Annotated in this window: 27 protein-coding genes; 19 read left to right on the forward strand and 8 right to left on the reverse strand. The window is 53.2% G+C overall.

The genetic code is table 11. The annotated features are described in order from the left end of the window. The first annotated feature begins 24 nt into the window (after positions 1-24). Positions 25-303, forward strand: coding sequence for a YfcL family protein (locus tag HV352_RS07360; protein ID WP_016157057.1), 279 nt, complete (start codon positions 25-27; stop codon positions 301-303). 121 nt (positions 304-424) lie between these two features. Here the strand turns inward: HV352_RS07360 and mnmC are convergent, their stop codons facing one another. Further along, positions 425-2,425, reverse strand: a complete 2,001-nt coding sequence (gene mnmC / locus HV352_RS07365; RefSeq protein ID WP_181635306.1) for a bifunctional tRNA (5-methylaminomethyl-2-thiouridine)(34)-methyltransferase MnmD/FAD-dependent 5-carboxymethylaminomethyl-2-thiouridine(34) oxidoreductase MnmC — start codon at positions 2,423-2,425, stop codon at positions 425-427. A 159-nt stretch (positions 2,426-2,584) separates the two neighbouring features. Between mnmC and fabB the strand changes: the two genes are divergently transcribed. After that, positions 2,585-3,805: a beta-ketoacyl-ACP synthase I gene (fabB, locus tag HV352_RS07370; RefSeq protein WP_016157055.1), complete on the forward strand. Its 1,221-nt coding sequence runs from the start codon at positions 2,585-2,587 to the stop codon at positions 3,803-3,805. Positions 3,806-3,856: 51 nt separating this feature from the next. Here fabB and HV352_RS07375 read toward each other — a convergent pair whose 3' ends face one another. The 3 genes from HV352_RS07375 to HV352_RS07385 form a co-directional block, all read right to left on the reverse strand. Beyond that, positions 3,857-4,381, reverse strand: a complete 525-nt coding sequence (locus tag HV352_RS07375) for a YbjP/YqhG family protein (RefSeq protein WP_019077303.1) — start codon at positions 4,379-4,381, stop codon at positions 3,857-3,859. Further along, positions 4,381-4,749, reverse strand: a complete 369-nt coding sequence (locus HV352_RS07380; RefSeq protein WP_016153868.1) for an NlpC/P60 family protein — start codon at positions 4,747-4,749, stop codon at positions 4,381-4,383. Before HV352_RS07380 ends, HV352_RS07375 begins: the two co-directional genes overlap by 1 nt. Before the next feature lie 155 nt (positions 4,750-4,904). Further along, a complete protein-coding gene (locus HV352_RS07385; RefSeq protein ID WP_016153867.1) occupies positions 4,905-5,156 on the reverse strand; it encodes a helix-turn-helix domain-containing protein in 252 nt (83 codons plus the stop codon). 173 nt (positions 5,157-5,329) lie between these two features. Between HV352_RS07385 and HV352_RS07390 the strand changes: the two genes are divergently transcribed. Further along, complete coding sequence (locus HV352_RS07390; protein ID WP_181635307.1) at positions 5,330-5,707, forward strand: hypothetical protein; 378 nt, start codon at positions 5,330-5,332, stop codon at positions 5,705-5,707. A 179-nt stretch (positions 5,708-5,886) separates the two neighbouring features. Next, on the forward strand, positions 5,887-7,065 hold the full coding sequence (locus HV352_RS07395) for an MFS transporter (RefSeq protein ID WP_088583049.1): 1,179 nt from the start codon (positions 5,887-5,889) through the stop codon (positions 7,063-7,065). Here HV352_RS07395 and flk read toward each other — a convergent pair. Beyond that, complete coding sequence (gene flk / locus HV352_RS07400) at positions 7,062-8,063, reverse strand: flagella biosynthesis regulator Flk (RefSeq protein WP_016153864.1); 1,002 nt, start codon at positions 8,061-8,063, stop codon at positions 7,062-7,064. The genes HV352_RS07395 and flk overlap by 4 nt on opposite strands. A gap of 108 nt (positions 8,064-8,171) precedes the next feature. Here flk and pdxB point away from each other — a divergent pair, with 108 nt between their 5' ends. The 15 genes from pdxB to hisP all read left to right on the forward strand — a co-directional run bounded on the left by pdxB (position 8,172) and on the right by hisP (position 22,453). Continuing rightward, entirely contained in the window at positions 8,172-9,308 is a 1,137-nt protein-coding gene (pdxB, locus tag HV352_RS07405) for a 4-phosphoerythronate dehydrogenase PdxB (RefSeq protein WP_016153863.1), read from the forward strand. Between the two features lie 67 nt (positions 9,309-9,375). After that, complete coding sequence (locus HV352_RS07410; RefSeq protein WP_181635308.1) at positions 9,376-10,389, forward strand: aspartate-semialdehyde dehydrogenase; 1,014 nt, start codon at positions 9,376-9,378, stop codon at positions 10,387-10,389. After that, positions 10,389-11,201, forward strand: coding sequence for a tRNA pseudouridine(38-40) synthase TruA (truA, locus tag HV352_RS07415; protein ID WP_016157050.1), 813 nt, complete (start codon positions 10,389-10,391; stop codon positions 11,199-11,201). The genes HV352_RS07410 and truA overlap by 1 nt, the downstream gene beginning before the upstream one ends. 24 nt (positions 11,202-11,225) lie before the next feature. Then, the gene (locus tag HV352_RS07420) at positions 11,226-11,885 is read left to right on the forward strand and encodes a DedA family protein (RefSeq protein WP_016153860.1); all 660 of its coding nucleotides are present in this window, start codon (positions 11,226-11,228) and stop codon (positions 11,883-11,885) included. A 149-nt stretch (positions 11,886-12,034) separates the two neighbouring features. Continuing rightward, on the forward strand, positions 12,035-12,949 hold the full coding sequence (accD, locus tag HV352_RS07425) for an acetyl-CoA carboxylase, carboxyltransferase subunit beta (protein WP_137367492.1): 915 nt from the start codon (positions 12,035-12,037) through the stop codon (positions 12,947-12,949). 192 nt (positions 12,950-13,141) lie between these two features. After that, on the forward strand, positions 13,142-14,410 hold the full coding sequence (gene folC / locus HV352_RS07430) for a bifunctional tetrahydrofolate synthase/dihydrofolate synthase (protein WP_019077300.1): 1,269 nt from the start codon (positions 13,142-13,144) through the stop codon (positions 14,408-14,410). Further along, the gene (dedD, locus tag HV352_RS07435; RefSeq protein WP_016153857.1) at positions 14,400-15,062 is read left to right on the forward strand and encodes a cell division protein DedD; all 663 of its coding nucleotides are present in this window, start codon (positions 14,400-14,402) and stop codon (positions 15,060-15,062) included. The genes folC and dedD overlap by 11 nt, the downstream gene beginning before the upstream one ends. Before the next feature lie 221 nt (positions 15,063-15,283). Next, positions 15,284-15,772: a colicin V production protein gene (gene cvpA, locus HV352_RS07440; RefSeq protein ID WP_005129678.1), complete on the forward strand. Its 489-nt coding sequence runs from the start codon at positions 15,284-15,286 to the stop codon at positions 15,770-15,772. A gap of 33 nt (positions 15,773-15,805) precedes the next feature. Then, on the forward strand, positions 15,806-17,323 hold the full coding sequence (purF, locus tag HV352_RS07445; protein ID WP_005129677.1) for an amidophosphoribosyltransferase: 1,518 nt from the start codon (positions 15,806-15,808) through the stop codon (positions 17,321-17,323). Positions 17,324-17,418: 95 nt separating this feature from the next. Next, complete coding sequence (locus HV352_RS07450) at positions 17,419-17,988, forward strand: UbiX family flavin prenyltransferase (protein WP_019077299.1); 570 nt, start codon at positions 17,419-17,421, stop codon at positions 17,986-17,988. A 288-nt stretch (positions 17,989-18,276) separates the two neighbouring features. Beyond that, positions 18,277-19,059 (forward strand): lysine/arginine/ornithine ABC transporter substrate-binding protein ArgT, encoded by a 783-nt coding sequence (gene argT, locus HV352_RS07455; protein WP_006683634.1) that lies wholly within the window; start codon positions 18,277-18,279, stop codon positions 19,057-19,059. Positions 19,060-19,306: 247 nt separating this feature from the next. Then, on the forward strand, positions 19,307-20,089 hold the full coding sequence (gene hisJ, locus HV352_RS07460; RefSeq protein ID WP_003028120.1) for a histidine ABC transporter substrate-binding protein HisJ: 783 nt from the start codon (positions 19,307-19,309) through the stop codon (positions 20,087-20,089). A 186-nt stretch (positions 20,090-20,275) separates the two neighbouring features. Continuing rightward, positions 20,276-20,962: a histidine ABC transporter permease HisQ gene (locus HV352_RS07465; protein WP_016153853.1), complete on the forward strand. Its 687-nt coding sequence runs from the start codon at positions 20,276-20,278 to the stop codon at positions 20,960-20,962. Continuing rightward, positions 20,959-21,666 (forward strand): histidine ABC transporter permease HisM, encoded by a 708-nt coding sequence (gene hisM / locus HV352_RS07470; RefSeq protein ID WP_181635309.1) that lies wholly within the window; start codon positions 20,959-20,961, stop codon positions 21,664-21,666. The genes HV352_RS07465 and hisM overlap by 4 nt, the downstream gene beginning before the upstream one ends. 13 nt (positions 21,667-21,679) lie before the next feature. Next, a complete protein-coding gene (gene hisP / locus HV352_RS07475; RefSeq protein WP_043017062.1) occupies positions 21,680-22,453 on the forward strand; it encodes a histidine ABC transporter ATP-binding protein HisP in 774 nt (257 codons plus the stop codon). Positions 22,454-22,471: 18 nt separating this feature from the next. On the opposite strand, the gene HV352_RS07480 is transcribed toward hisP, so the two are convergent. The 3 genes from HV352_RS07480 to folX form a co-directional block, all read right to left on the reverse strand. Further along, positions 22,472-23,002 (reverse strand): GNAT family N-acetyltransferase, encoded by a 531-nt coding sequence (locus HV352_RS07480; RefSeq protein ID WP_016157046.1) that lies wholly within the window; start codon positions 23,000-23,002, stop codon positions 22,472-22,474. 71 nt (positions 23,003-23,073) lie between these two features. Beyond that, positions 23,074-23,967, reverse strand: coding sequence for a TIGR01777 family oxidoreductase (locus tag HV352_RS07485; protein WP_016153850.1), 894 nt, complete (start codon positions 23,965-23,967; stop codon positions 23,074-23,076). Positions 23,968-23,986: 19 nt separating this feature from the next. Next, complete coding sequence (folX, locus tag HV352_RS07490) at positions 23,987-24,349, reverse strand: dihydroneopterin triphosphate 2'-epimerase (protein WP_016153849.1); 363 nt, start codon at positions 24,347-24,349, stop codon at positions 23,987-23,989. Positions 24,350-24,375 lie beyond the last annotated feature (26 nt).

Here is a 24,375-nt window from a genome sequence, read left to right on the forward strand (position 1 = left end):
CCACGTTTACAATGAGGAAAGAAGATGATCGCGGAGTTTGAATCACGCATTCTGGCATTAATCGACGATATGGTAGAGCACGCCAGCGATGATGAGTTGTTTGCCAGTGGCTATTTGCGTGGACACCTGACGCTGGCCGTGGCCGAACTGGACGCTGGCGAGGACCATTCCGCTGAGGCATTGTACGCCAATGTGACCAGCAGCCTGGAAAAAGCCATCAGCGCAGGCGAACTATCGCCGCGTGACCAGGCGTTAGTGAAAGAAATGTGGGACACTCTGTTCCAGAAAGCTACTGCACAATAATTGCGGTAAATTGTGCCGGATGGCGACGCTCTGGTGTCTTATCCGGCCTACCTTGTTGGGGTGTTTGTAGGCCTGATAAGCGTAGCGTCATCAGGCCATGACGAGAGGGCACCCCATCCTTTTATTTCACCGCTTTACCCTTCAATAACTTCCTGACCCACAGACGATTTGGATTTAGCGCCGCCAGCGTGCTGGCATCCATGGGAATCGGTTCATTGCTCATTTGCGACGCCAGAATTTCTGCACACAGCGGGGCAGTACACAGCCCGCGCGATCCCAGCGCACCCAGCATAAATAAATCGGAATAAACCGGCGCGCTTACGGCGTGCTCTTTGTCTGCAGCAAGTGTGGTGTACTGGCTGAGCGTGGCGTCATAGTCCGCGACGTTGCCGACCATTGGCATGTGATCGCGCGTGGCGCAGCGCACCCCGCAGCGGGCGGCATTGTCACTAACGTCTACCTCTTTTGCCCACATAGCGTTCGGGAAGCAGTCGATTAAGCGTTGACGGTTTTGTTGCTGATCGTCCTCGCGATACGCTGTCTCTTCACTCCCACGATGATAGCTGGCGCCAATGCAGTGCTGCTGATTTTGCGGGTTGTGAGGCGTGAGGTAGCCGTCATAGCACAGCACCTGACGTAACGCTGAAAGTGCAGGTGTGGTGGGAATATGACTCACCTGACCGCCCACGGAGTACACCGGTAGCGGCTGCGTTTGCTCAAAACCGCTAATGCGATGACCGTTAGCCAGAACGACTGCTGCGTGAGAGGCGGTTTCTCCACTGGAAAACTGCAATTGCCAGCTTGCTGTCTGGCGAGTCAGTGAGGCCAGCGTATGTTGGTAGCGGGTGCGTAATCCCAGGGTTGTTGCATAGTCCAGTACCGCGGCGGTTAACTGCGCCGGGTACAGCCATCCTCCGGCCGGATACTGAATCCCGCCGCATCCGGTTTCCACACCTGTTGTTTGTAAAACCTGCTGTGCGTCAACCCCGACGGCGAGCGCAGCGGGCAGTTCAAGGGACAGCATCTGGGTGATTTTTTGCTGGCTTTTCTCATCCCACGCGAGTTGCGTCACGCCGCACCAGTCATGCGCGAACTCAACGGGGAGGGTGTCATACAGTCGACGGGCGAAGGTAAACGCAGTGGGGAAAAAGAGATTAATGGCCGCGTCATGTTTGCTAAGTAGGGGGTAGAGCGCCCCCTGGCGATTACCGGATGCGCCCCCGGCAGGTTTATCGTCGGCGCAATACAGCGTGACCTGCCAGCCGCGGCGCAATAACGCCAGTGACAGCAATGCGCTGGCAATTCCTCCACCAATAATGGCGGCTTCGCGCTTATCTGTTCCCGTACGCGCAAACCATGGCGCCGAGGACGTGAGCGCCTGAGTCTGTTCCATCACGCCACAGAGCATTTCGCGTTTGCGCCCAAAGCCTTTGCATTTTTGCATTGTAAACCCGGCTTCCTGCAACCCCCGACGTACAAAGCCTGCCGATGTAAAGGTTGCCAGCGTCCCGCCGGGACGAGCCAGTCGGGCCATCGCGTTAAACAGCGTTGGCGTCCACATATCCGGGTTTTTTGCCGGTGCGAAACCGTCCAGGAACCAGGCGTCCACCTTTTGATTCAGAGAGTCATCCAGCGTACTGGTCAGTTCGTTAATATCGCCAAACCACAGATCCAGCGTGACGCGCCCATCATCAAGCAGCAGGCGATGACATCCCGCCAGCGGCAGCGGCCATTGTTCTTGCAATGCCGTGGCCCACGGGGCAAGTTCTGGCCAGTGCTGGTGGGCTAAGGTGAGATCTTCACGCGTCAGCGGATATTTTTCAAAGCTGATGAAATGTAATCTTTCCAGGGTAGCTTCTGGGTGGGTATCGCGAAAATCGGCAAATGCCTGCCAGAGCGTGAGGAAGTTAAGTCCGGTGCCAAACCCGCTTTCTGCCACCACGAAGAGAGGACGTGAATGCGCAGGGAATCGTTGTGCGAGATGGTTACCGCCGAGAAAGACGTAACGTGTCTCTTCCAGCCCGTTATCATTAGAAAAATAGACATCGTCAAAATCTCGGGAAACAGGTGTACCCTCAGCGTTGAATTCAAGGTTGGCAGGTTGTATAGCGTATTGTTTCACGTAAGTTACTCGTCTGACAGGCTGTGCCCCGATCTTAGCGATGAGTGCCTGGCTGCGCAAATTTCCACATAAAATGGCTGATCGGACTTGTTCGGCGTACAAGTGTACGCTATTGTGCCACTCGAAACTTTAAAATAGTGCGACTTACAGAGGTATTGAATGAAACGTGCAGTGATTACTGGCTTGGGCATCGTTTCCAGCATCGGTAATAACCAGCAGGAAGTCCTGGCATCTCTGCGTGAAGGACGTTCAGGGATCACTTTCTCTCAGGAGCTGAAGGACTCCGGCATGCGTAGCCACGTTTGGGGCAACGTAAAACTGGATACCACTGGCCTCATTGACCGCAAAGTAGTGCGCTTCATGAGCGACGCATCCATCTATGCATTCCTGTCAATGGAGCAGGCAGTGGCTGATGCCGGCCTTGCTGCAGAAGATTACCAGAACAATCCGCGCGTTGGCCTGATTGCAGGTTCCGGCGGCGGCTCCCCACGTTTTCAGGTGTTCGGCGCTGACGCAATGCGTAGCCCACGTGGTCTGAAAGCGGTTGGCCCGTATGTGGTCACTAAAGCGATGGCGTCCGGCGTTTCTGCCTGCCTCGCAACGCCGTTCAAAATCCACGGCGTAAACTACTCCATCAGCTCTGCCTGTGCGACGTCTGCGCACTGCATCGGCAACGCGGTAGAACAAATTCAGTTGGGCAAACAGGATATCGTTTTTGCTGGCGGCGGCGAAGAGCTGTGCTGGGAAATGGCGTGTGAATTCGATGCAATGGGCGCGCTGTCTACCAAATACAACGACGATCCATCAAAAGCTTCCCGTACCTATGACGCAAACCGCGACGGTTTCGTTATTGCTGGCGGCGGCGGTATGGTCGTGGTTGAAGAACTGGAGCACGCTCTGGCACGTGGCGCGCACATCTATGCGGAAATCGTCGGTTACGGCGCAACGTCCGATGGCGCAGACATGGTTGCTCCGTCTGGCGAAGGCGCAGTACGTTGCATGCAGATGGCGATGCACGGTGTAGACACACCGATCGACTACCTGAACTCTCACGGTACCTCGACTCCGGTAGGCGACGTGAAAGAACTGGGCGCAATCCGCGAAGTGTTTGGCAATAACAGCCCGGCAATCTCCGCAACCAAAGCGATGACCGGTCACTCACTGGGCGCGGCTGGCGTGCAGGAAGCTATCTACTCTCTGCTGATGCTGGAACATGGCTTTATCGCGCCAAGCATCAACATTGAAGAGCTGGATGAGCAGGCGGCAGGTCTGAACATCGTGACCAAACCGACCGAGCAGGCGCTGACCACCGTGATGTCCAACAGCTTCGGCTTTGGCGGCACCAACGCTACGCTGGTTATGCGTAAGCTGAAGGCGTAAGTCTCCTTGAATACGAAAAAAGGGAGCAAACAGGCTCCCTTTTTACTGTGTTTACTTCGGCATTTTTTCGTATTCCGGCGCGATCTCAGCGGACCATGCTCTGGCTCGCGTAATCTCTCCGGCATTGTAAATGGGCTGCTCGTAATGACGACCCGCGTCCCGGACACGATAAATTTTCCACCGTCCTTCCTCCCAACGGGTATATACCTCCAGTTGAATAGGGGCTGACTCAGTGCCTAACTGCAGGTTCAGTTTTTCACCGCCGAGGAATGGCTGCGCCTGTCCAACCCGCAACAGCGGGATCCATGCCGGTGCGTAATCCTGCACATACATAAAGTAGTCCGCTTGCACGATCTCCTGCTCATAAAGCGTATCAATCAGCGCCAGACGCCCGATAACCTCTTTGGCGACATAGCGTTGCAGTAATGCTGATGTTTCGCGGGGCGTATCCGGATCCTGAGTGTAGTTCTTCATCCACGAAAGATAGAACTGTTTCACATCCTGCGTGCTGTCACGGTGAGAAGGGGTACAGCCACAAATCAGCAGGATGAGAACAATCAGTGGAAAGGCTTTCATTACTTCTTCCTGTAAATGGTGTATGACGGCTTTGCGGTCCGATAACCCGGACCGGCCCACATGTCTCGCTGTTTGAAGTCGGAATACCAGTCATGACCGTCATATATCGCCATGTGACCGCTCGGGTTTCCATTAGCATAAGGTTGAATAATGATGACATCCCCTTCGCGCGGCTCTTCAAGCGCGCCAATGGCGCTGAAACCGGCGTTTTTCAGCATCGGACCATAATCTTTGGCATGGTAAGTGCGCCCAAGAGTAACGCCGCCTGCCTGAACAGCTTTGCGGGTATATTCCGCACAGCGCCCTTGTGAATGTGAACTCGCGTGCGATTTGGCGTAATTGACCGCCACCTTTTTATCCCAACTCATAACGACTCCTGTTAATAACATACGTAATAGCAATTACGTGATGCTTTAACAGTATTTACGCAATTGGAAATGGCAAATAGTGCTATTAATATTCTCAATATATTAAGCTGGGATATTTATTAATTTATATGCTCGATAAATTACGAGTGATCTATTTAATATTCAGTATTACTTGTTTTATCCTCTGGCTGCTGGCGTGGATAGCGTGACGGCCAAATCACGTCTGGCGAGGTTTCGAGCGCCTGCGCAATGATCTGTTCCGCTCTGGGCCAGCTTCGGGTAAATACATTGCGCAGTGAATCGGGTGATAATCCAGCCGCACGAGAAAGATCTCTGAGCGTGATTCCTTTTTTTTCCAGTGCACTTTTAATATCTGCACGATGCCAGTCTTGGCTTTTGTGTTCCATTCTGTAATCCTAAGGAAATGTGTTATCGGCGCCGATATTTTTCAGGGTATAAACCAGAGAAACAAAAGAATGTAACTTTCTTTTTGGTCACTGGAATATTGCCAGAATAAAACTGAAATTTCGCGCAAAAGAAAAAATATTTTTTATTCCACAGGCAGAAAGGAAAGAAACTAATGGCAAAAGAGTGGTTCACGGTAAAGGAATGTCTTGAATTGCCGGGGTTTCCAGGAAGCGCGCCTGCGGTTCGTTCCCGTTTAAACATGTACAGTGAAGGCAAAAAGGGCGTGAAGCGCAAACGTGTTAAATCAAAGGCTGAGGAGTTCCATATCTCCATTTTCCCTTTGTATCTCCGTCCTTACCTGAAAGAAACTGAAAAGGTGCTGGCCTTAGAGAGCCGTTCCGTACAGGAAGCGGAACCGAAAGAGATCTGGGATATGATGTTCAGACTGCTGACGCCGGGGCAGCGCAAGCAGGTGACCGGACTGTTTGGCACAAAAGGAATTGATGCGGTATTTCCTTTTTTATTCGACGAAAAGTCGTCTTTACCGTGAACCGACCTGGTGAGATTTCAGGGTTGACAAATTTAGTGGCTCACAGGCAGACTTCGCACTCAACATTATCTATCTGATAATGCGTAAGCGTTTAACGTTATCCAACGCACCTTAATCCTGAAAGTCAGGTAGAGGGGGCGTGGACATTCCTCGCCTTACTCTGCATTTTGGAGTAACGCATGACAGCTGTAACCCAACAAGAAAAAACACCTTCGGCGAACTTTTCGCTGTTTCGTATCGCTTTTGCAGTTTTCCTGACCTATATGACGGTCGGCCTACCTTTGCCCGTTATTCCTCTGTTTGTGCATCAGGAGCTGGGCTATGGCAACACCATGGTTGGTATCGCCGTAGGCGTACAGTTTCTGGCAACGGTATTAACGCGCGGCTACGCCGGGCGCTTAGCCGATCAATATGGCGCCAAACGTTCGGCGCTACAGGGGATGTTTGCCTGTGGGTTGGCGGGTGCGGCGTGGTTGTTAGCCGCGCTATTGCCTGTCTCTGTCCCTGTAAAATTTGCATTGTTAATCGTCGGGCGTTTGATCCTCGGTTTTGGCGAAAGCCAACTGCTCACCGGAACGCTGACCTGGGGGCTTGGGCTGGTCGGTCCAACACGCTCGGGTAAGGTGATGTCGTGGAACGGGATGGCGATTTACGGTGCGCTGGCCGCCGGTGCGCCGCTGGGCTTGCTAATCCATAGCCACTTTGGCTTCGCGGCGCTGGCGGGAACGACAATGGTATTACCGCTGCTGGCATGGGCATTCAACGGCACCGTTCGCAAAGTGCCTGCTCATGCAGGAGAACGCCCTTCTTTATGGAGCGTGGTAGGGCTTATCTGGAAACCGGGCCTGGGCCTGGCGCTGCAGGGCGTTGGTTTTGCGGTGATCGGTACGTTTATTTCACTCTATTTTGTCAGCAACGGCTGGACGATGGCGGGGTTCACCCTGACCGCGTTTGGTGGGGCGTTTGTGCTGATGCGCATTCTGTTTGGCTGGATGCCGGATCGGTTCGGAGGCGTGAAGGTAGCCGTTGTCTCCTTACTGGTTGAAACCGCGGGGCTGATTCTGCTGTGGCAGGCCCCATCAGCATGGATTGCGCTGCTCGGGGCGGCATTAACCGGGGCAGGATGTTCGCTTATCTTCCCGGCATTGGGCGTAGAGGTTGTGAAGCGAGTGCCCGCGCAGGTTCGCGGTACGGCGCTGGGCGGTTACGCCGCGTTTCAGGATATCTCCTACGGCATAAGCGGCCCGGTCGCCGGGGTGCTGGCCACCGCGTACGGTTATCCCTCGGTATTCCTTGCCGGAGCGATATCCGCCGTGGTGGGGATTGTCGTGACGCTGCTTACGCTGAGCAAAGGTTAAGCGACCAGCCAGAAAATGGCTAATGCGATCATTAACGCGACAAACAGCAATCCCGGTCGTGCCGACAGAGATTTAACCGTTTCAATCATCGGCGCGAACGGGCTGTAAATAGGCTGAAGATGGCGCGGATCGTTTAGCTCGCGTTCCCGTTCTACGCGGCGCAGGAAGATTTGATTCAGCAAGTCCTGCACCTGCACCGTGGTCAGAATCGTTTGTGGTTGGATCTGATACGTCTGCTGCGCGTACTCTTTTATTGCCGTCAGCTCATTCGGCTCTAATGGCAGCTTCAGGGCCGCCTGGAGCGTTTGTAGCGTCGGGGCGCTTTGCAGGCTGAGCGTCTGGCGCGCCTGCAGCCAGGTGACCAGATGAGTAAACTGTTTGGCGGGGATCAGCTCACCGCTTTTTACGCCAGACAGCTCTAACATTGACTGCCAGATCATCTTACCTGACTCTCCCGTGGCCGCCGCCAGTTTGGTAACCAACTGGTTTAGCGTATTGTGCTCTGCGGGTAATAACGGACGATCGGTGGCCGGGCGCTGTTGCGGCTGCGGTATAGAAAGCTGTCCTTGTTGCAGCAGCGTGAGCACGTTCTTCAACTGCTCAGGCGTGAGCTGGCTGAGCGCCGTTTGCCCATACTGCTGACGGATAAAATCACTTACCGCCTGGCGGTTATTTCCCTGACTCAGTAATTCAGTGAGCTGTGAGAGAACCTGACGATTAGCATGATTTTGCTGAGCAACACCCAGCCGCTGATTCAGGTTTTGCTCCGCGGCAGGAAAGTGACGTGATTGCAGCGGCGTATCACTTTTGACGCCCAGATCGTGCTTCATTCCGGCCCACACCTCGGCGCTTTGCTGTTGGGTGAGTGAAATCAGACGGGTAATCAGTCGTTCCAGCACGGTACGTTGTTGTGTGGATAACGGTTGTTCACCCGCAGCAGAAGGGGCATTTTGGCCTTCGCCGGGAGGGCGTGCGGGTGTACCTGAAATGGGCTGCATCATCTCTGTTCCTTAAATCTGTGCTGACTAGGTCTCGCAGTATGCCTGGCGGCGAGATTATGGCACACTTGCCCGGTTAACTCTCGTTCTCAAACAGGTGCGAAAGACGTGAAAATCCTCGTTGATGAAAATATGCCCTATGCCCGCGAACTGTTCAGTCGTTTGGGGGAGGTCAAAGCGGTTCCCGGTCGCCCGATTCCCGTTGCCGAACTGGATGATGCGGATGCCTTAATGGTGCGCTCGGTGACGAAAGTAAATGAATCACTGCTTAGCGGAAAACCGGTTCAATTTGTCGGCACGGCAACCGCAGGCACGGACCATGTGGATGAAGCATGGCTTGCGCAGTCGAAGATCGGCTTTTCCGCAGCGCCCGGCTGTAACGCGATTGCGGTCGTAGAATATGTTTTTTCAGCGTTGCTGATGCTGGCGGAGCGCGACGGGTTTGCGTTACGCGATCGTACTGTAGGCATCGTAGGCGTGGGCAATGTGGGCGGCCGTTTGCAGGCACGTCTGGAAGCACTGGGGATCCGCACGCTGCTGTGCGATCCGCCGCGAGCCGATCGCGGTGACGAGGGAGATTTCCGCTCGCTCGACGAACTGGTAGAGCAAGCCGATGTGTTGACTTTCCATACGCCGCTGTTTAAAGACGGACCGTACAAAACGCTGCACCTGGCAGATGATGCGCTGATTAGCCGGCTGAAGCCGGGCACCATTGTGATCAACGCCTGCCGCGGGCCGGTCATCGACAATACGGCATTGCTGAACCGATTGAATGCCGGGCAGTCGCTGAGCGTCGTGCTGGATGTCTGGGAAGGGGAGCCGGATCTCAATGTGGCATTGCTGGAGAAAGCCGATATCGGCACGGCGCACATTGCCGGGTATACCCTGGAAGGAAAAGCGCGCGGCACCACGCAGGTCTTTGAGGCTTTTAGCAAGTTTATTGGTCGCGAACAACACGTTGCGCTCAATACCCTGTTACCTGCGCCGGAATTTGGTCGTATCACTCTGCATGGCCCGTTAGATCAGCCAACGCTGAAAAGGCTGGTGCATTTAGTGTATGATGTGCGCCGCGATGATGCGCCGCTGCGTAAAGTCGCTGGAATTCCGGGTGAGTTTGATAAGCTGCGTAAAAATTATCTTGAGCGCCGTGAATGGTCGTCTTTATACGTGATGTGTGACGACGCAACGGCTGCTGCCTTGCTGTGTAAGCTAGGTTTTAACGCTGTTTATCACCCGGCACATTAATGTCTTCTTAATGCTCCCTGTCGAATAATGCGACAGGGACGCTTACGTATTTCTGGAGTAAATCACCATGTCTGAAGGCTGGAATATTGCCATTCTGGGCGCAACGGGCGCCGTAGGCGAAGCCCTGCTCGATACGCTGGCTGAACGCCAGTTCCCGGTCGGTGAAATTTATGCGCTGGCGCGTAATGAAAGCGCGGGTGAGCATCTGCGTTTTAACGGTAAATCGGTCCTTGTTCAGGACGTTGTAGACTTTGACTGGACGCAGGCGCAACTGGCATTTTTTGTTGCGGGCGCTGAAGCCACCGCCGCATGGGGGGAAGAAGCGACCAATGCCGGTTGCCTGGTTATCGACAGCAGTGGCCTGTTCGCGCTTGAGCCGGACGTTCCGCTGGTGGTTCCGGACGTTAACCCGTTCGTACTGGCGGATTACCGCAACCGCAATGTGATTGCGGTTCCTTCCAGCCTGACCAGCCAACTGCTGTCTGCGCTGAAGCCGCTAATTGATGACGGCGGGCTGTCACGTATTACGGTGACCAATATTATTTCTGCTTCCGCTCACGGTAAAAAAGCCGTAGATGCGCTTGCCGGACAGAGCGCGAAACTACTGAACGGCATCCCGATTGACGATGACGATTTCTTTGGTCGTCAGCTGGCGTTCAACATGCTGCCGCTGCTGCCGGATCGCGAAGGTAGTGTGCGCGAAGAGCGTCGTATCGTCGATGAAGTGCGCAAAATTATGCAGGACGACGGGCTACTTATCTCCGCCAGCATCGTGCAGTCGCCGGTATTTTATGGCCACGCACAGATGGTGAATTTTGAAGCTCTGCGTCCGTTGGCGGCGGAAGAAGCACGTGATGCGTTTTCACGCGGTGAGGACGTAGTGTTGTCAGAAGAGACCTATATCCCGACGCAGGTTGGCGATGCGTCAGGTACACCGCACCTTTCAGTTGGCTGTGTGCATAACGATTATGGGATGCCGGAACAGGTTCAGTTCTGGTCTGTGGCAGACAACGTACGCTTTGGCGGTGCGTTGATGGCGGTGAAAATTGCGGAAAAACTGGTGCAGGAGTACCTGTACTAATGTCTGACCTGCAACAGCCGTCAACCCATAAAATTGCGCTGGGCATTGAGTATGACGGCAGCAAATATTATGGCTGGCAGCGCCAGAACGAAGTGCGTAGCGTTCAGGAAAAACTGGAAAAAGCGCTCTCTCAGGTGGCGAATGAACGCATCACTGTCTTTTGTGCGGGACGCACGGATGCGGGCGTTCATGGCACAGGGCAGGTCGTGCACTTTGAAACGACTGCCCAGCGTAAAGATGCAGCCTGGACACTGGGGGTAAATGCGAATTTACCTGGTGACATCGCTGTGCGCTGGGTGAAAGCTGTACCCGATGATTTCCATGCCCGATTTAGCGCCACGGCTCGCCGTTATCGCTACATCATCTACAATCATCGGTTGCGCCCTGCGGTTTTAGGTAAAGGGGTAACCCATTACTATGAACCGCTGGACGCTGAGCGTATGCATCGTGCGGCCCAGTGTTTGATTGGCGAAAATGATTTTACTTCGTTTCGGGCGGTGCAGTGTCAGTCGCGCACACCGTGGCGTAACGTGATGCACATTAACGTTGAACGTTTTGGTGCATATGTGGTGGTGGATATTAAAGCGAATGCCTTTGTACATCATATGGTCAGGAATATTGTCGGCAGCCTGATGGAAGTAGGCGCCAACAACCAGCCGGAGAGCTGGATAGCAGAACTGCTAGCGGCGAAGGACAGAACGCTGGCAGCGGCAACGGCGAAAGCGGAAGGACTGTATCTGGTTGCAGTAGATTACCCGGAACGGTTCGACCTGCCAAAACCGCCTATGGGCCCGCTATTTCTGGCGGACTAATTTGAGTCGTATAAAGGCAAAACTATGGACCTGATTTACTTTCTTATCGATTTTATCCTGCACATTGATGTGCATCTGGCGGAGCTGGTTGCGGAATACGGTATCTGGGTATACGCGATTCTGTTTCTGATCCTGTTCTGCGAAACCGGGCTGGTGGTGACGCCGTTCCTGCCGGGAGACTCGCTGCTGTTTGTCGCTGGCGCGCTTTCTGCGCTGCCAACTAACGATCTCAATGTTCATCTGATGGTGATGTTGATGATTGTGGCGGCGATTATCGGCGATGCGGTGAACTACACTATTGGCCGTTTGTTCGGTGAAAAACTCTTCAGTAACCCGAACTCTAAAATTTTCCGTCGCAGTTACCTGGATAAAACCCATGCGTTCTACGAGCGTCATGGCGGCAAAACGATTATCCTCGCGCGTTTCGTACCTATTGTGCGTACATTTGCACCGTTTGTTGCCGGTATGGGGCACATGTCCTACCGTCATTTTGCGATGTATAACGTCGCAGGCGCGCTGCTGTGGGTATTGCTGTTCACCTATGCAGGCTATCTGTTCGGCGATCTACCGATCGTTCAGGAAAACCTGAAATTACTGATTGTGGCGATCATCGTCCTTTCCGTATTGCCGGGCATAATTGAAGTGATTCGCCATAAACGCGCTGCGTCACGGGCTGCAAAATAGAAAGTAACTCAGCGGTTCGACCACTTTTTTATCCAAAGTTTCGGGCTGTTATGTTTTAATGTGCAACATTCATGGTCTGTTAGGGGCAAAAATGGCATTATGCGCCCCTTATAACAAAGCTGACTAGGGTTCAGGCAGAAAGGTCACCAATGAGCTGGATTGAACGAATTAAAAGCAACATTACTCCCACCCGCAAGGCAAGCATTCCTGAAGGGGTGTGGACCAAGTGTGATAGCTGCGGTCAGGTTTTATACCGTGCTGAGCTGGAACGTAATCTTGAGGTCTGTCCGAAGTGTGACCATCATATGCGCATGTCGGCGCGCAATCGCCTGCATAGCCTGTTAGATGAAGGTTCTCTTGTGGAACTGGGTAGCGAGCTTGAGCCGAAAGATGTGCTGAAGTTTCGTGACTCCAAAAAGTACAAAGACAGACTGGCTTCTGCGCAGAAAGAAACTGGCGAGAAAGATGCGCTGGTGGTAATGAAAGGCTCGCTGCACGGTATGCCGGTCGTTGCTGCTGCATTCGAGTTCGCGTTTATGGGCGGCTCCATGGGCTCTGTGGTCGGCGCGCGTTTTGTCCGTGCCGTTGAGCAGGCGCTGGAAGATAACTGTCCGCTGATCTGCTTCTCCGCTTCTGGCGGGGCGCGTATGCAGGAAGCGCTGATGTCTCTGATGCAGATGGCGAAAACCTCTGCTGCGCTGGCGAAAATGCAGGAACGCGGTTTACCGTATATTTCTGTACTGACCGATCCAACAATGGGCGGTGTTTCTGCTAGCTTCGCGATGCTGGGCGATCTCAACATTGCAGAACCGAAAGCACTGATCGGCTTTGCTGGTCCGCGTGTTATCGAGCAAACCGTACGTGAGAAACTGCCGCCGGGATTCCAGCGTAGTGAGTTCCTGATTGAAAAAGGCGCTATCGATATGATCGTCCGCCGTCCGGAAATGCGCCTGAAACTGGCAAGCATTCTGGCGAAGCTGATGAATCTTCCTACGCCGAATCCGGATGAGCCGCGTGAAGGCGAGGTGGTACCTCCGGTTCCCGATCAGGAATCAGAGGCCTGATAGTTTACTCTATGGGTTTCGGGTTGCAGGCAGGCGATAAGAGAGTTGATCCCGATGAGCTTACACAGGTAAGTGATTCGGGTGAGCGAGCACAGCCAACGCATCTGCAACGTGAAAAACAACGTGTAAAAAAGGGCAGGCCGGTTGGTGCTGCCCTTTTGCTTTTCTCAACGTAAAGAATCTACAGCCATCATGGACAATAAACGTATTCCTCAAGCCGCGTCGCCCCTGGCATCGTGGCTTTCTTATCTGGAAAACCTGCACAGTAAAACCATCGATCTCGGCCTGGAACGCGTAAGTCAGGTGGCGCGCAAACTGGGTGTGTTGAAACCCGCGCCATTTGTTTTTACGGTGGCGGGAACCAACGGGAAAGGCACAACCTGCCGTACGTTGGAATCTGTGCTGACCGCAGCAGGTTATAAAGTTGGCGTTTACAGTTCGCCGCATCTGGTACGCTACACGGAACGCGTACGCGTGCAGGGGCGTGAACTGCCGGAATCAGCGCATACCGCCTCGTTTGCTGAGATTGAAGACGCGCGTGGCGACATTTCCCTGACCTACTTTGAATACGGTACCTTATCGGCGCTCTGGTTGTTTAAACAGGCCCAACTGGATGTCGTCATCCTGGAAGTTGGGTTAGGCGGTCGCCTTGACGCGACCAATATCGTGGATGCCGATGTTGCGGTGGTCACCAGCATTGCGCTTGACCATACTGACTGGCTGGGCCCGGATCGCGAAAGCATTGGTCGTGAGAAGGCGGGAATTTTCCGTGCAGAGAAACCGGCTATCGTCGGTGAACCGGAAATGCCTTACACCATCGCCGATGTTGCGCAAGAGAGCGGGGCGATTTTGCAACGCTGCGGCGTGGACTGGCGCTATGAGGTCACGGAGAACGACTGGTCCTTTACGGACGATCACGGTACGTTGGCGCACCTGCCGTTGCCGCAGGTCCCACAACCTAACGCCGCGACCGCACTGGCAGCACTGCGCGCAAGCGGGCTTAACGTCAGCGAGCAGGCCATTCGTGACGGTATTGAACAGGCGATTTTACCGGGGCGCTTCCAGATTGTGAGCGAGTCGCCGCGGGTGATTTTTGATGTTGCCCATAACCCGCATGCGGCGGAGTATCTGACCGGCCGTCTGAAAAAATTAGTGAAAAGCGGGCGTGTACTTGCGGTTATCGGTATGCTACATGATAAAGATATTGCCGGTACGTTAGCCTGGTTAAAAAGCGTGGTTGACGCCTGGTACTGTGCGCCCCTGGAAGGGCCGCGTGGTGCTACTGCAGAACAACTGCTGGAGCATCTGGGCAAAGGCTACGCCTATGACAGCGTGGCGCAGGCATGGTCTGCGGCGCTAGCTGAGGCGAAGCCAGAAGATACCGTGTTGGTGTGTGGATCGTTTCACACTGTCGCACATGTCATGGAAGTGATAGACGTGGGGAGAAGCGGTGGCGAGTAAGTTTCAGAATCGATTAGTCGGCACAATTGTGCTGGTCGCGCTGGGGGTGATTGTGCTCCCCGGGCTGCTTGACGGGCAGAAAAAGCATTATCAGGATGAGTTTGCGGCGATCCCGCTGGTGCCGAAACCCGGCGATCGCGATGAACCAGACATGATGCCTGCAGCCACGCAGGCGCTGCCGACGCAGCCGCCGGAAGGGGCGGCTGAAGAGGTGCGCGCGGGCGATGCTGCCGCGCCATCGTTGGATCCGTCACGTTTGACGACGGCAAACAGCGCGGAGTTAGATCCTGTCCCCGCGCCTGTAGAACAGCCGAAACCCAAACCGAAGCCGCAGCCGGTTGCCGTCGCTCCGACGCCAGCACCGGCTCCAGCGCCGAAACCGGCCGCGGTGGAACCGCCAGCGCCAACCGGCAAAGCGTACGTTGTACAGCTCGGTGCGCTGAAAAATGCGGATAAGGTCAATGAGATCGTGGGTAAACTTCGTGGCGCGGGCTTCCGGGTATATACTTCCCCATCAACGCCGGTGCAGGGTAAAATAACCCGTATTCTCGTAGGACCTGACGCCTCCAAAGATAAGCTGAAGAACTCGCTGGGCGAGCTGCAGAAGATCTCCGGTCTGAGTGGCGTAGTGATGGGGTACACCCCTAATTAAGGGATTGCGCTGTTCACGGCGCTGCTCTTAATTCAGGCCGGATAGGGTGTTTTTACCGCTATCCGGCAGTGCCCGAAGAGGCATAAAACGGTATGGCGTTGAAGATTTTTTCAGCGCCATTTTTATTTACGCGTGGAAAGGAAATCCCTACGCAAACGTTTTCTTTTTCTGTTAGAATGCGCCCCGAACAGGACGACAGGGCGTTAAATCGTGGGACACTTATGGTCTGGATTGATTACGCCATTATCGCGGTGATTGGTTTTTCCTGTCTGGTTAGCCTGATCCGTGGCTTTGTTCGTGAAGCATTATCGTTGGTGACTTGGGGTTGTGCTTTCTTTGTCGCCAGCCATTACTACACTTACCTGTCTGTCTGGTTTACGGGCTTTGAAGACGAACTCGTTCGAAATGGGATTGCTATCGCGATACTGTTTATCGCGACACTTATCGTCGGCGCTATCGTTAACTTTGTGATAGGCCAACTGGTAGAGAAAACAGGCCTGTCGGGCACTGACAGGGTGTTGGGGATCTGCTTTGGTGCTCTGCGAGGAGCGCTGATCGTCGCCGCCATACTGTTCTTTCTCGATACCTTTACCGGTCTGTCGAAAAGTGAAGACTGGAGCAAGTCGCAGCTGATCCCGCAGTTCAGTTTCATCATCAGATGGTTCTTTGACTATCTGCAAAGCTCGTCAAGTTTCTTGCCCAAAGTATAAACTTTGGGTTGTTGCTGAACGAGGAAAAGACGTATGTGCGGTATTGTCGGTATCGCCGGTGTTATGCCGGTAAACCAGTCGATTTATGACGCGTTAACGGTGCTCCAGCATCGTGGTCAGGATGCCGCAGGCATCATCACCATTGATGCCAACAACTGCTTCCGCTTGCGTAAAGCAAACGGAATGGTGAGCGATATTTTTGAAGCGCGCCATATGCAGCGTTTGCAGGGCAATATGGGCATCGGTCATGTGCGTTACCCAACGGCTGGCAGCTCCAGCGCCTCCGAAGCTCAACCTTTTTACGTCAACTCACCGTATGGCATCACGCTTGCCCATAATGGCAACCTGACCAATGCGCATGAGCTGCGTAAAAAGCTGTTTGAAGAAAAGCGCCGCCACATCAATACCACTTCAGACTCTGAAATTTTGCTGAATATTTTCGCCAGTGAGCTGGATAACTTCCGCCATTATCCGCTGGAAGCCGATAATATTTTTGCTGCTATTGCGGCAACCAACCGCCAGATCCGCGGCGCCTATGCCTGCGTGGCGATGATTATCGGCCACGGTATGGTTGCCTTCCGCGATCCTAACGGTATCCGTCCGCTGGTACTGGGTAAACGCGATATCGGGGATGGTCGTACCGAGTATATGGTGGCCTCCGAGAGCGTGGCGCTGGATACGCTGGGCTTTGAATTCCTGCGCGATGTGGCACCTGGCGAAGCGGTGTATATCACCGAAAAAGGTCAGCTGTTTACTCGCCAGTGTGCCGATAACCCGGTCAGCAATCCGTGCCTGTTTGAATACGTTTACTTCGCACGTCCTGACTCCTTTATCGACAAGATTTCCGTTTACAGCGCCCGTGTAAATATGGGTACCAAGCTTGGCGAAAAAATTGCTCGCGAGTGGGAAGATCTGGACATTGACGTGGTGATCCCGATTCCGGAAACCTCCTGCGATATCGCGCTGGAAATTGCCCGTATTCTCGGTAAGCCGTACCGTCAGGGTTTTGTGAAAAACCGCTACGTGGGTCGTACCTTTATCATGCCCGGCCAGCAGCTGCGCCGTAAATCCGTGCGCCGTAAGCTGAACGCCAACCGTGCGGAATTCCGCGATAAAAACGTGCTGCTGGTGGATGACTCCATCGTGCGCGGTACCACCTCGGAACAGATTATCGAGATGGCGCGTGAAGCCGGAGCGAAGAAAGTGTATCTGGCCTCTGCGGCCCCGGAAATTCGCTTCCCGAACGTTTATGGTATCGATATGCCTACGGCGACGGAGCTGATTGCTCATGGTCGCGAAGTGGACGAGATTCGCCAGATAATCGGTGCAGACGGTCTTATCTTCCAGGATCTGAACGATCTGATTGAAGCGGTCCGCGCTGAGAACCCGGATATTCAGCAGTTTGAATGTTCAGTGTTTAATGGCGTGTACGTCACCAAAGACGTCGACCAGCAATATCTCGATTTCCTTGACTCCCTGCGTAATGACGATGCCAAAGCAATTTTGCGTCAGAACGAAGCGGAAAACCTCGAGATGCATAACGAAGGGTAATGTTCTGTTGCAGGTCAGGACACATAGAGTGGACTGACTTGCAACTGCGCATAAAAACCTGCAAAGTCAGCCCTGAAGCAAGTAAGGGCGAAAAAATGAAACGACTCATTGTAGGGATTAGCGGTGCCAGTGGCGCGATTTATGGCGTGCGCCTGCTGCAGGTTTTGCGTGACGTTACTGATGTGGAAACCCATCTGGTGATGAGTGCTGCTGCCCGACAGACGCTGGCGCTGGAAACAGACCTCTCTGTACGCGACGTGCAGGCACTGGCGAATGTAAATCACGATACGCGCGATATCGCCGCCAGTATCTCTTCCGGCTCTTTTCAGACCGCCGGAATGGTAATATTACCTTGTTCAATCAAAACGCTTTCAGGCATCGTCCACAGTTACACCGATGGGCTGCTTACCCGTGCGGCAGACGTGGTGTTGAAAGAACGCCGCCCGCTGGTGCTGTGCGTGCGTGAAACGCCCCTGCATCTGGGGCATCTGCGACTGATGACGCAGGCGGCAGAAATTGGCGCGGTGATTATGCCGCCAGTCCCGGCATTCTATCATCGCCCGCAAACGCTAGATGATGTGATTAATCAAACGGTTAACCGCGTACTCGACCAGTTTGATATCTCCCTTCCACAGGATCTGTTCACCCGCTGGCAAGGGGCGTAAAACCGTTCCATCAGCGTGCAAAGAAACATCCGTTGCCCTGTTTCAGGGCAATTTTGTAACCGCGATCATATCCTCAACATTTAATTCGTTAAAACTCAACGAAACGCTGCGGTTCAACCGTCAGACCTGCTATCTTCAAAATCAGGACATTATTGCAACGTTTTATTAACATATTTAACGTCGAATATCCTCATCGACGCGAAAATGGCATAAGACCTGCATGAAAAAGTCTGCAAACACACAACACAACGTAAAACATAATAAAATTACGCCACTTGAGGGTTATGTATGAAGAAGACGGTTCTTGCTTTGTCTTTGCTGGTAGGACTCTCCGCCACCGCGGCCAGCTACGCAGCACTTCCGCAGACGGTTCGTATTGGTACAGATACAACGTACGCACCTTTTTCCTCTAAAGATGCCAAAGGCGACTTTGTCGGCTTTGATATCGATCTGGGAAATGAGATGTGTAAGCGCATGCAGATCAAATGTACCTGGGTAGCCAGCGACTTTGATGCGCTGATCCCGTCGCTGAAAGCGAAAAAAATTGATGCCATCATCTCCTCGCTTTCAATCACTGAGAAGCGTCAGCAAGAGATTGCGTTCTCAGACAAGCTTTACGCAGCAGACTCACGTCTGATCGCCGCGAAAGGTTCCCCAATTCAACCGACTCTTGATTCCCTCAAAGGTAAACATGTTGGCGTACTGCAAGGCTCGACTCAGGAAGCCTATGCTAATGACAACTGGCGCAGCAAAGGCGTAGATGTGGTGGCCTATGCGAACCAGGACCTTATCTATTCTGACCTGACAGCGGGTCGTCTGGACGCGGCGTTGCAGGATGAAGTCGCGGCCAGCGAAGGCTTCCTGAAGCAGCCTGCCGGTAAGGACTACGCTTTTGCTGGTCCGTCGGTGAAAGATAAAAAATACTTTGGTGACGGCACCGGGATTGGCTTGCGCAAAGATGATGCAGAGCTGAAAGCTGCTTTCGATAAAGCGCTGGGCGAACTGCGCAAAGACGGCACCTACGACAAAATGGCGAGCAAGTATTTTAACTTCAATGTCTACGGCGATTAATACGCCGCAACGGGGAATGGGCTGCACCATTGCGGGTAACCATTACGGTGCATAATAAATTCAGTGCACTGTTTTGGTGCTTTTGTCGCTGTCTTAATAAGCATGAGTGCATACTTAAGCGCTTTTCATGCAAATAAATACCGCCGACAGGGTAGAATGCTTTGCCTTGTCGGCCCGATTAATGGCACGATAACTGCACCTGGTCCTGTAAAGATCCCCTATAAAAGACAGTCTGTTGAGGATAGTTATGAAAAAACTGGTGTTGTCTCTTTCTCTGGTCCTGGCTTTCTCCAGTGCTACCGCAGCATTTGCAGCCATTCCGCAAAAAATTCGTATCGGTACCGATCCTACTTATGCGCCGTTCGAATCGAAAAATGCACAGGGTGAATTAGTCGGTTTTGATATCGATCTGGCTAAAGAGCTGTGCAAACGTATCAATACACAATGTACCTTCGTGGAAAACCCGCTGGACGCGCTTATCCCTTCGTTAAAAGCGAAGAAAATCGATGCGATTATGTCCTCGCTTTCCATCACTGAAAAACGTCAGCAGGAAATCGCCTTTACCGACAAGCTTTATGCAGCCGACTCGCGTCTGGTTGTCGCTAAAGATTCTGCTATTCAGCCGACCATTGAGTCGCTGAAAGGTAAACGTGTTGGCGTGCTGCAGGGCACGACTCAGGAAACCTTCGGCAACGAGCACTGGGCGCCAAAAGGCATTGAAATTGTCTCTTATCAGGGGCAAGACAATATCTATTCTGACCTGACTGCCGGGCGTATTGATGCTGCATTCCAGGATGAAGTCGCGGCCAGCGAAGGCTTCCTGAAACAGCCGGTCGGTAAAGATTACAAATTCGGCGGCCCATCTGTAAAAGATGAGAAGTTATTCGGCGTAGGTACCGGTATGGGGCTGCGCAAAGATGATAACGAACTGCGCGAAGCACTGAACAAAGCCTTTGCCGAGATGCGAGCTGATGGTACTTACGAGAAGCTGGCGAAAAAGTACTTCGATTTTGATGTTTACGGCGGTTAATCACCGCAGGTGCTGATAAAGCCCGTAGATTTTTGACGTGTTGAATTTATGCCTGATGGCGCTGTGCGTATCCGGTCTACAGCGATTTTGTAGGCCGGATAAGGCAAAGTCGCCATCTCGCATTTAACAGTTTGTCTGAAATCAAAAGAGGCTTATTACTCCACCACACACGACAGGACAGGCAGCATGTTGTATGGCTTTTCAGGTGTTATTTTACAGGGCGCAATTGTTACGCTGGAGCTGGCACTTAGCTCGGTGGTACTGGCGGTTCTGATAGGCCTTGTCGGCGCGGCAGCTAAGCTGTCGCAAAGCCGGGCGCTGGCGCTTATTTTCGAAGGGTACACAACGCTTATCCGCGGCGTGCCCGATCTGGTCTTAATGCTGCTCATCTTTTACGGATTACAAATCGCGCTGAATACCCTTACCGATGCAATCGGTATCAGCCAGATTGATATCGATCCGATGGTCGCGGGTATTATTACGCTCGGGTTTATCTACGGAGCCTATTTTACCGAAACATTTCGTGGCGCATTTATGGCCGTGCCAAAAGGACATATTGAAGCCGCGACGGCATTCGGTTTTACCAGTTCACAAATATTTCGCCGCATTATGTTCCCGGCGATGATGCGCTATGCCTTACCGGGAATTGGCAACAACTGGCAGGTCATTCTTAAGGCCACGGCGCTGGTATCGTTGCTCGGCCTGGAAGACGTGGTGAAAGCCACTCAGCTTGCCGGAAAAAGTACCTGGGAGCCGTTCTATTTTGCCGTAGTGTGCGGGGTCATCTATCTGGTGTTTACCACTGTTTCTAATGGTGTGCTGCTGTACCTTGAGCGCCGCTATTCCGTGGGTGTAAAGAGGGCTGACCTGTGATTGAGATTATTCAGGAATACTGGAAGTCCCTGCTGTGGACCGACGGGTATCGCTACACCGGCGTGGCTATCACCCTGTGGCTTCTGATTTTATCGGTGGTGATGGGCGGGATACTGGCGCTGTTTTTGGCAATTGGTCGTGTTTCCAGTAATAAATTTATCCAGTTTCCCATCTGGCTGTTCACCTATATTTTTCGTGGGACGCCGCTGTACGTCCAGTTGCTGGTGTTTTATTCCGGGATGTATACGCTGGAGATAGTCAAAGGCACGGACTTCCTCAACGCGTTTTTCCGCAGTGGGCTAAATTGCACCGTGCTGGCGCTGACGCTGAATACCTGCGCCTATACCACGGAGATTTTCGCCGGGGCTATTCGTTCCGTACCCCATGGTGAGATTGAAGCCGCGCGCGCTTACGGTTTCTCGTCGTTTAAACTGTATCGCTGCATTATTTTGCCTTCCGCGCTGCGTATTGCGCTGCCGGCTTACAGCAATGAAGTTATTTTAATGCTGCACTCCACGGCGCTGGCATTTACCGCAACGGTGCCTGATTTGTTGAAAATCGCCCGCGATATCAACTCGGCAACGTATCAGCCGTTTACCGCCTTCGGTATTGCCGCTGTTCTGTATTTGATTATTTCGTATGTCCTGATCAGTCTGTTCCGTAAAGCAGAAAAACGCTGGTTGCAGCATGTATCCTCTAAATGATTCGAGTAACACGATGTCTGAAAATAAATTAAACGTTATCGATTTACATAAGCACTACGGCGAACATGAAGTGCTGAAAGGGGTATCGCTGCAGGCCAATGCGGGTGATGTTATCAGTATTATTGGCTCGTCAGGTTCCGGTAAAAGTACCTTCCTGCGCTGCATTAACTTTCTCGAGAAACCGAGCGCCGGGTCGATTGTCGTCAGTGGTCAGAACATTGGTCTGGTACGCGACAAAGACGGCCAGCTTAAGGTTGCAGACAAAAATCAGCTGCGCTTGCTGCGCACGCGACTGACGATGGTCTTTCAGCACTTTAATCTGTGGAGCCACATGACGGTGCTGGAAAACGTGATGGAAGCGCCGATCCAGGTATTGGGGCTGAGCAAGCAGGAAGCTCGCGAACGTGCGGTAAAGTATCTGGCGAAAGTGGGTATTGATGAGCGCGCTCAGGGCAAATATCCGGTGCATCTGTCCGGTGGTCAGCAGCAGCGTGTCTCCATTGCTCGTGCGCTGGCGATGGAACCGGAAGTGTTGCTGTTTGATGAACCCACGTCGGCGCTTGACCCGGAGCTGGTGGGCGAAGTGCTGCGCATTATGCAACAACTGGCCGAAGAGGGAAAAACCATGGTGGTCGTGACCCACGAAATGGGGTTTGCCCGTCATGTCTCCACGCACGTGATTTTCCTGCATCAGGGAAAGATTGAAGAAGAGGGCGATCCGGAGCAGGTATTTGGTAATCCGCAAAGTCCGCGTTTGCAGCAGTTCCTCAAAGGTTCGTTGAAGTAAGTCACCTGCCCGGAGGCGCTACGCTTTCCGGGCCTGGGATTTTAGCGCGTCGCACTCCAGACGATAAACCCAGTCGTCGTAGGCGATACCATCAATCTCATACGCCTTTTCCAGCACCTGCGTACGCACGAACCCCGTTTTTTCCAGAATCCGTATTGAGCCCTTATTATCCGCCAGTGCGTAAGCATTTATCGCCGTGACCGCCGCGTGCTCGAAGGCGTACTGGCACACCGCGCGTACGGCTTCGCTGGCAATACCTTTCCCCTGCGCCTGTGGCATGATGGCGTAGCCGAGGTCGGCTTCGTGCGGGTAGAGATGGCTGATTTGCAGACCAATATCGCCGAGCGGCGTCGGGTTGTTGTGCTCGCGGATGACAAAAGTGTGCTGTGCGGCAAGGCGTCTGGCGAATAACAGACGCGTATCTTTCGCCGGGGCGATGTTGCCCATATAGCGCATGACTTCAGGACATTCACGTAGTTTCTGGAAAAATGACCAGTCAGAAAACTGAAACAAAGAGAGGGTAAGTCGGGGAGTCGAAATTATCGCCATAACGTCGCCATTGCAGAAATCTGGCCTATAACCTTACCACCACAACGGCGACCGTGAATAGCGCTTAGGGGTTATCGGATGACATCCGCCAGCGCTTCTTCTAAATCGTACCAGCGAAACGCGAAACCGGACGCTTCCAGGCGTTTTGGCAACGCTCGCTGTCCGCCGAGAACCAGCACCGAAGATTCGCCCATCAGCAACCGCATTGCGGTGGCGGGAACGCGCAGAATGGCAGGGCGGTTCAGAGCGTGGCCCAGCGCGTGGGCAAACTGCTCATTGTGCACCGGGTACGGTGAAACCATATTGAAGGGACCGCGCAGATCGTTATCCAGCAGCCAGAGAATTCCGTTGACCATATCATCAATATGGATCCAGGCCATATACTGGCGTCCGTTGCCAATTGGTCCGCCTAAGCCAAGACGAAACGGCGGAACCATTTTCGCCAGAATGCCGCCAGCAGAGGCCAGTACCACGCCGGTGCGCAGCATACACACGCGGGTTTTGTCGCTTTGCGCGGTGCTGGCAATCTGCTCCCAGCGGGCGCACAGCTTATGGGTAAATTCGTTATGTGGCGGCTCTTCTTCTGTGACCACTACTTCGCCTAAATCGCCGTAGTAACCGGTAGCGGAACCGGAAATTAGCACTGCGGGCGGTGTCTCGCTGGCATTGATTAAATCGACCAGCTTCTGCGTGATGACCCAGCGGCTCTGACACAGGCGTTCCTTTTGCTGGGCACTCCAGCGCTTGTCCGCAATCGGCTCTCCGGCAAGGTTAATGACGGCATCAATGTCATTGAGATTTTGCCGCTCTTCCAGCCCTTTGGACAGCGTAACCCGGGAGTCGAGAATCTGACGGGCCTTATCAGGAGAACGGGTCACTACGGTTATCTGATGCCCCAGCTCCAGCAAGCGGGGGATCAGATGACGTCCAATCAGGCCAGTACCGCCGGTAATCAGAATCTGCATGTCGCCTCCCGGGTTATGTTTAGCGCTGCCAGCTCAGCGTCATAGAGACTGAGTCGGCGTAACGTAATGCGTGAAGTTTATCTATCTCTACTTGAGCATAAGTGACCCAGTGATGTTCGCGTGCGATATCGAGCACATCTTGAGTTAATTTTTCTAACAATGAGAAGCGGTTACCCTCCACGTGGGCAATGATGCTCTTGGTGATAGTGCGATAATTCAGCGCGTCGTTGATATCTTCGCTGGTACGGGCTTTGTCTGCCGGATAGTGAATGGCAATGTTGATGACGATATCCTGGCGGTTAAGGATCTCCTCTTCTTTGATGCCGATAAAAGTGCGCAGACGAAGGTTTTTTATACGAATAATTGCGTCAGGTTGTGACATTGCAGGTTTCCTCCATGTATGAACCT

The organism is Citrobacter sp. RHBSTW-01044 (assembly GCF_013781945.1).
GTDB classification, from domain to species: Bacteria; Pseudomonadota; Gammaproteobacteria; order Enterobacterales; family Enterobacteriaceae; genus Citrobacter; species Citrobacter braakii.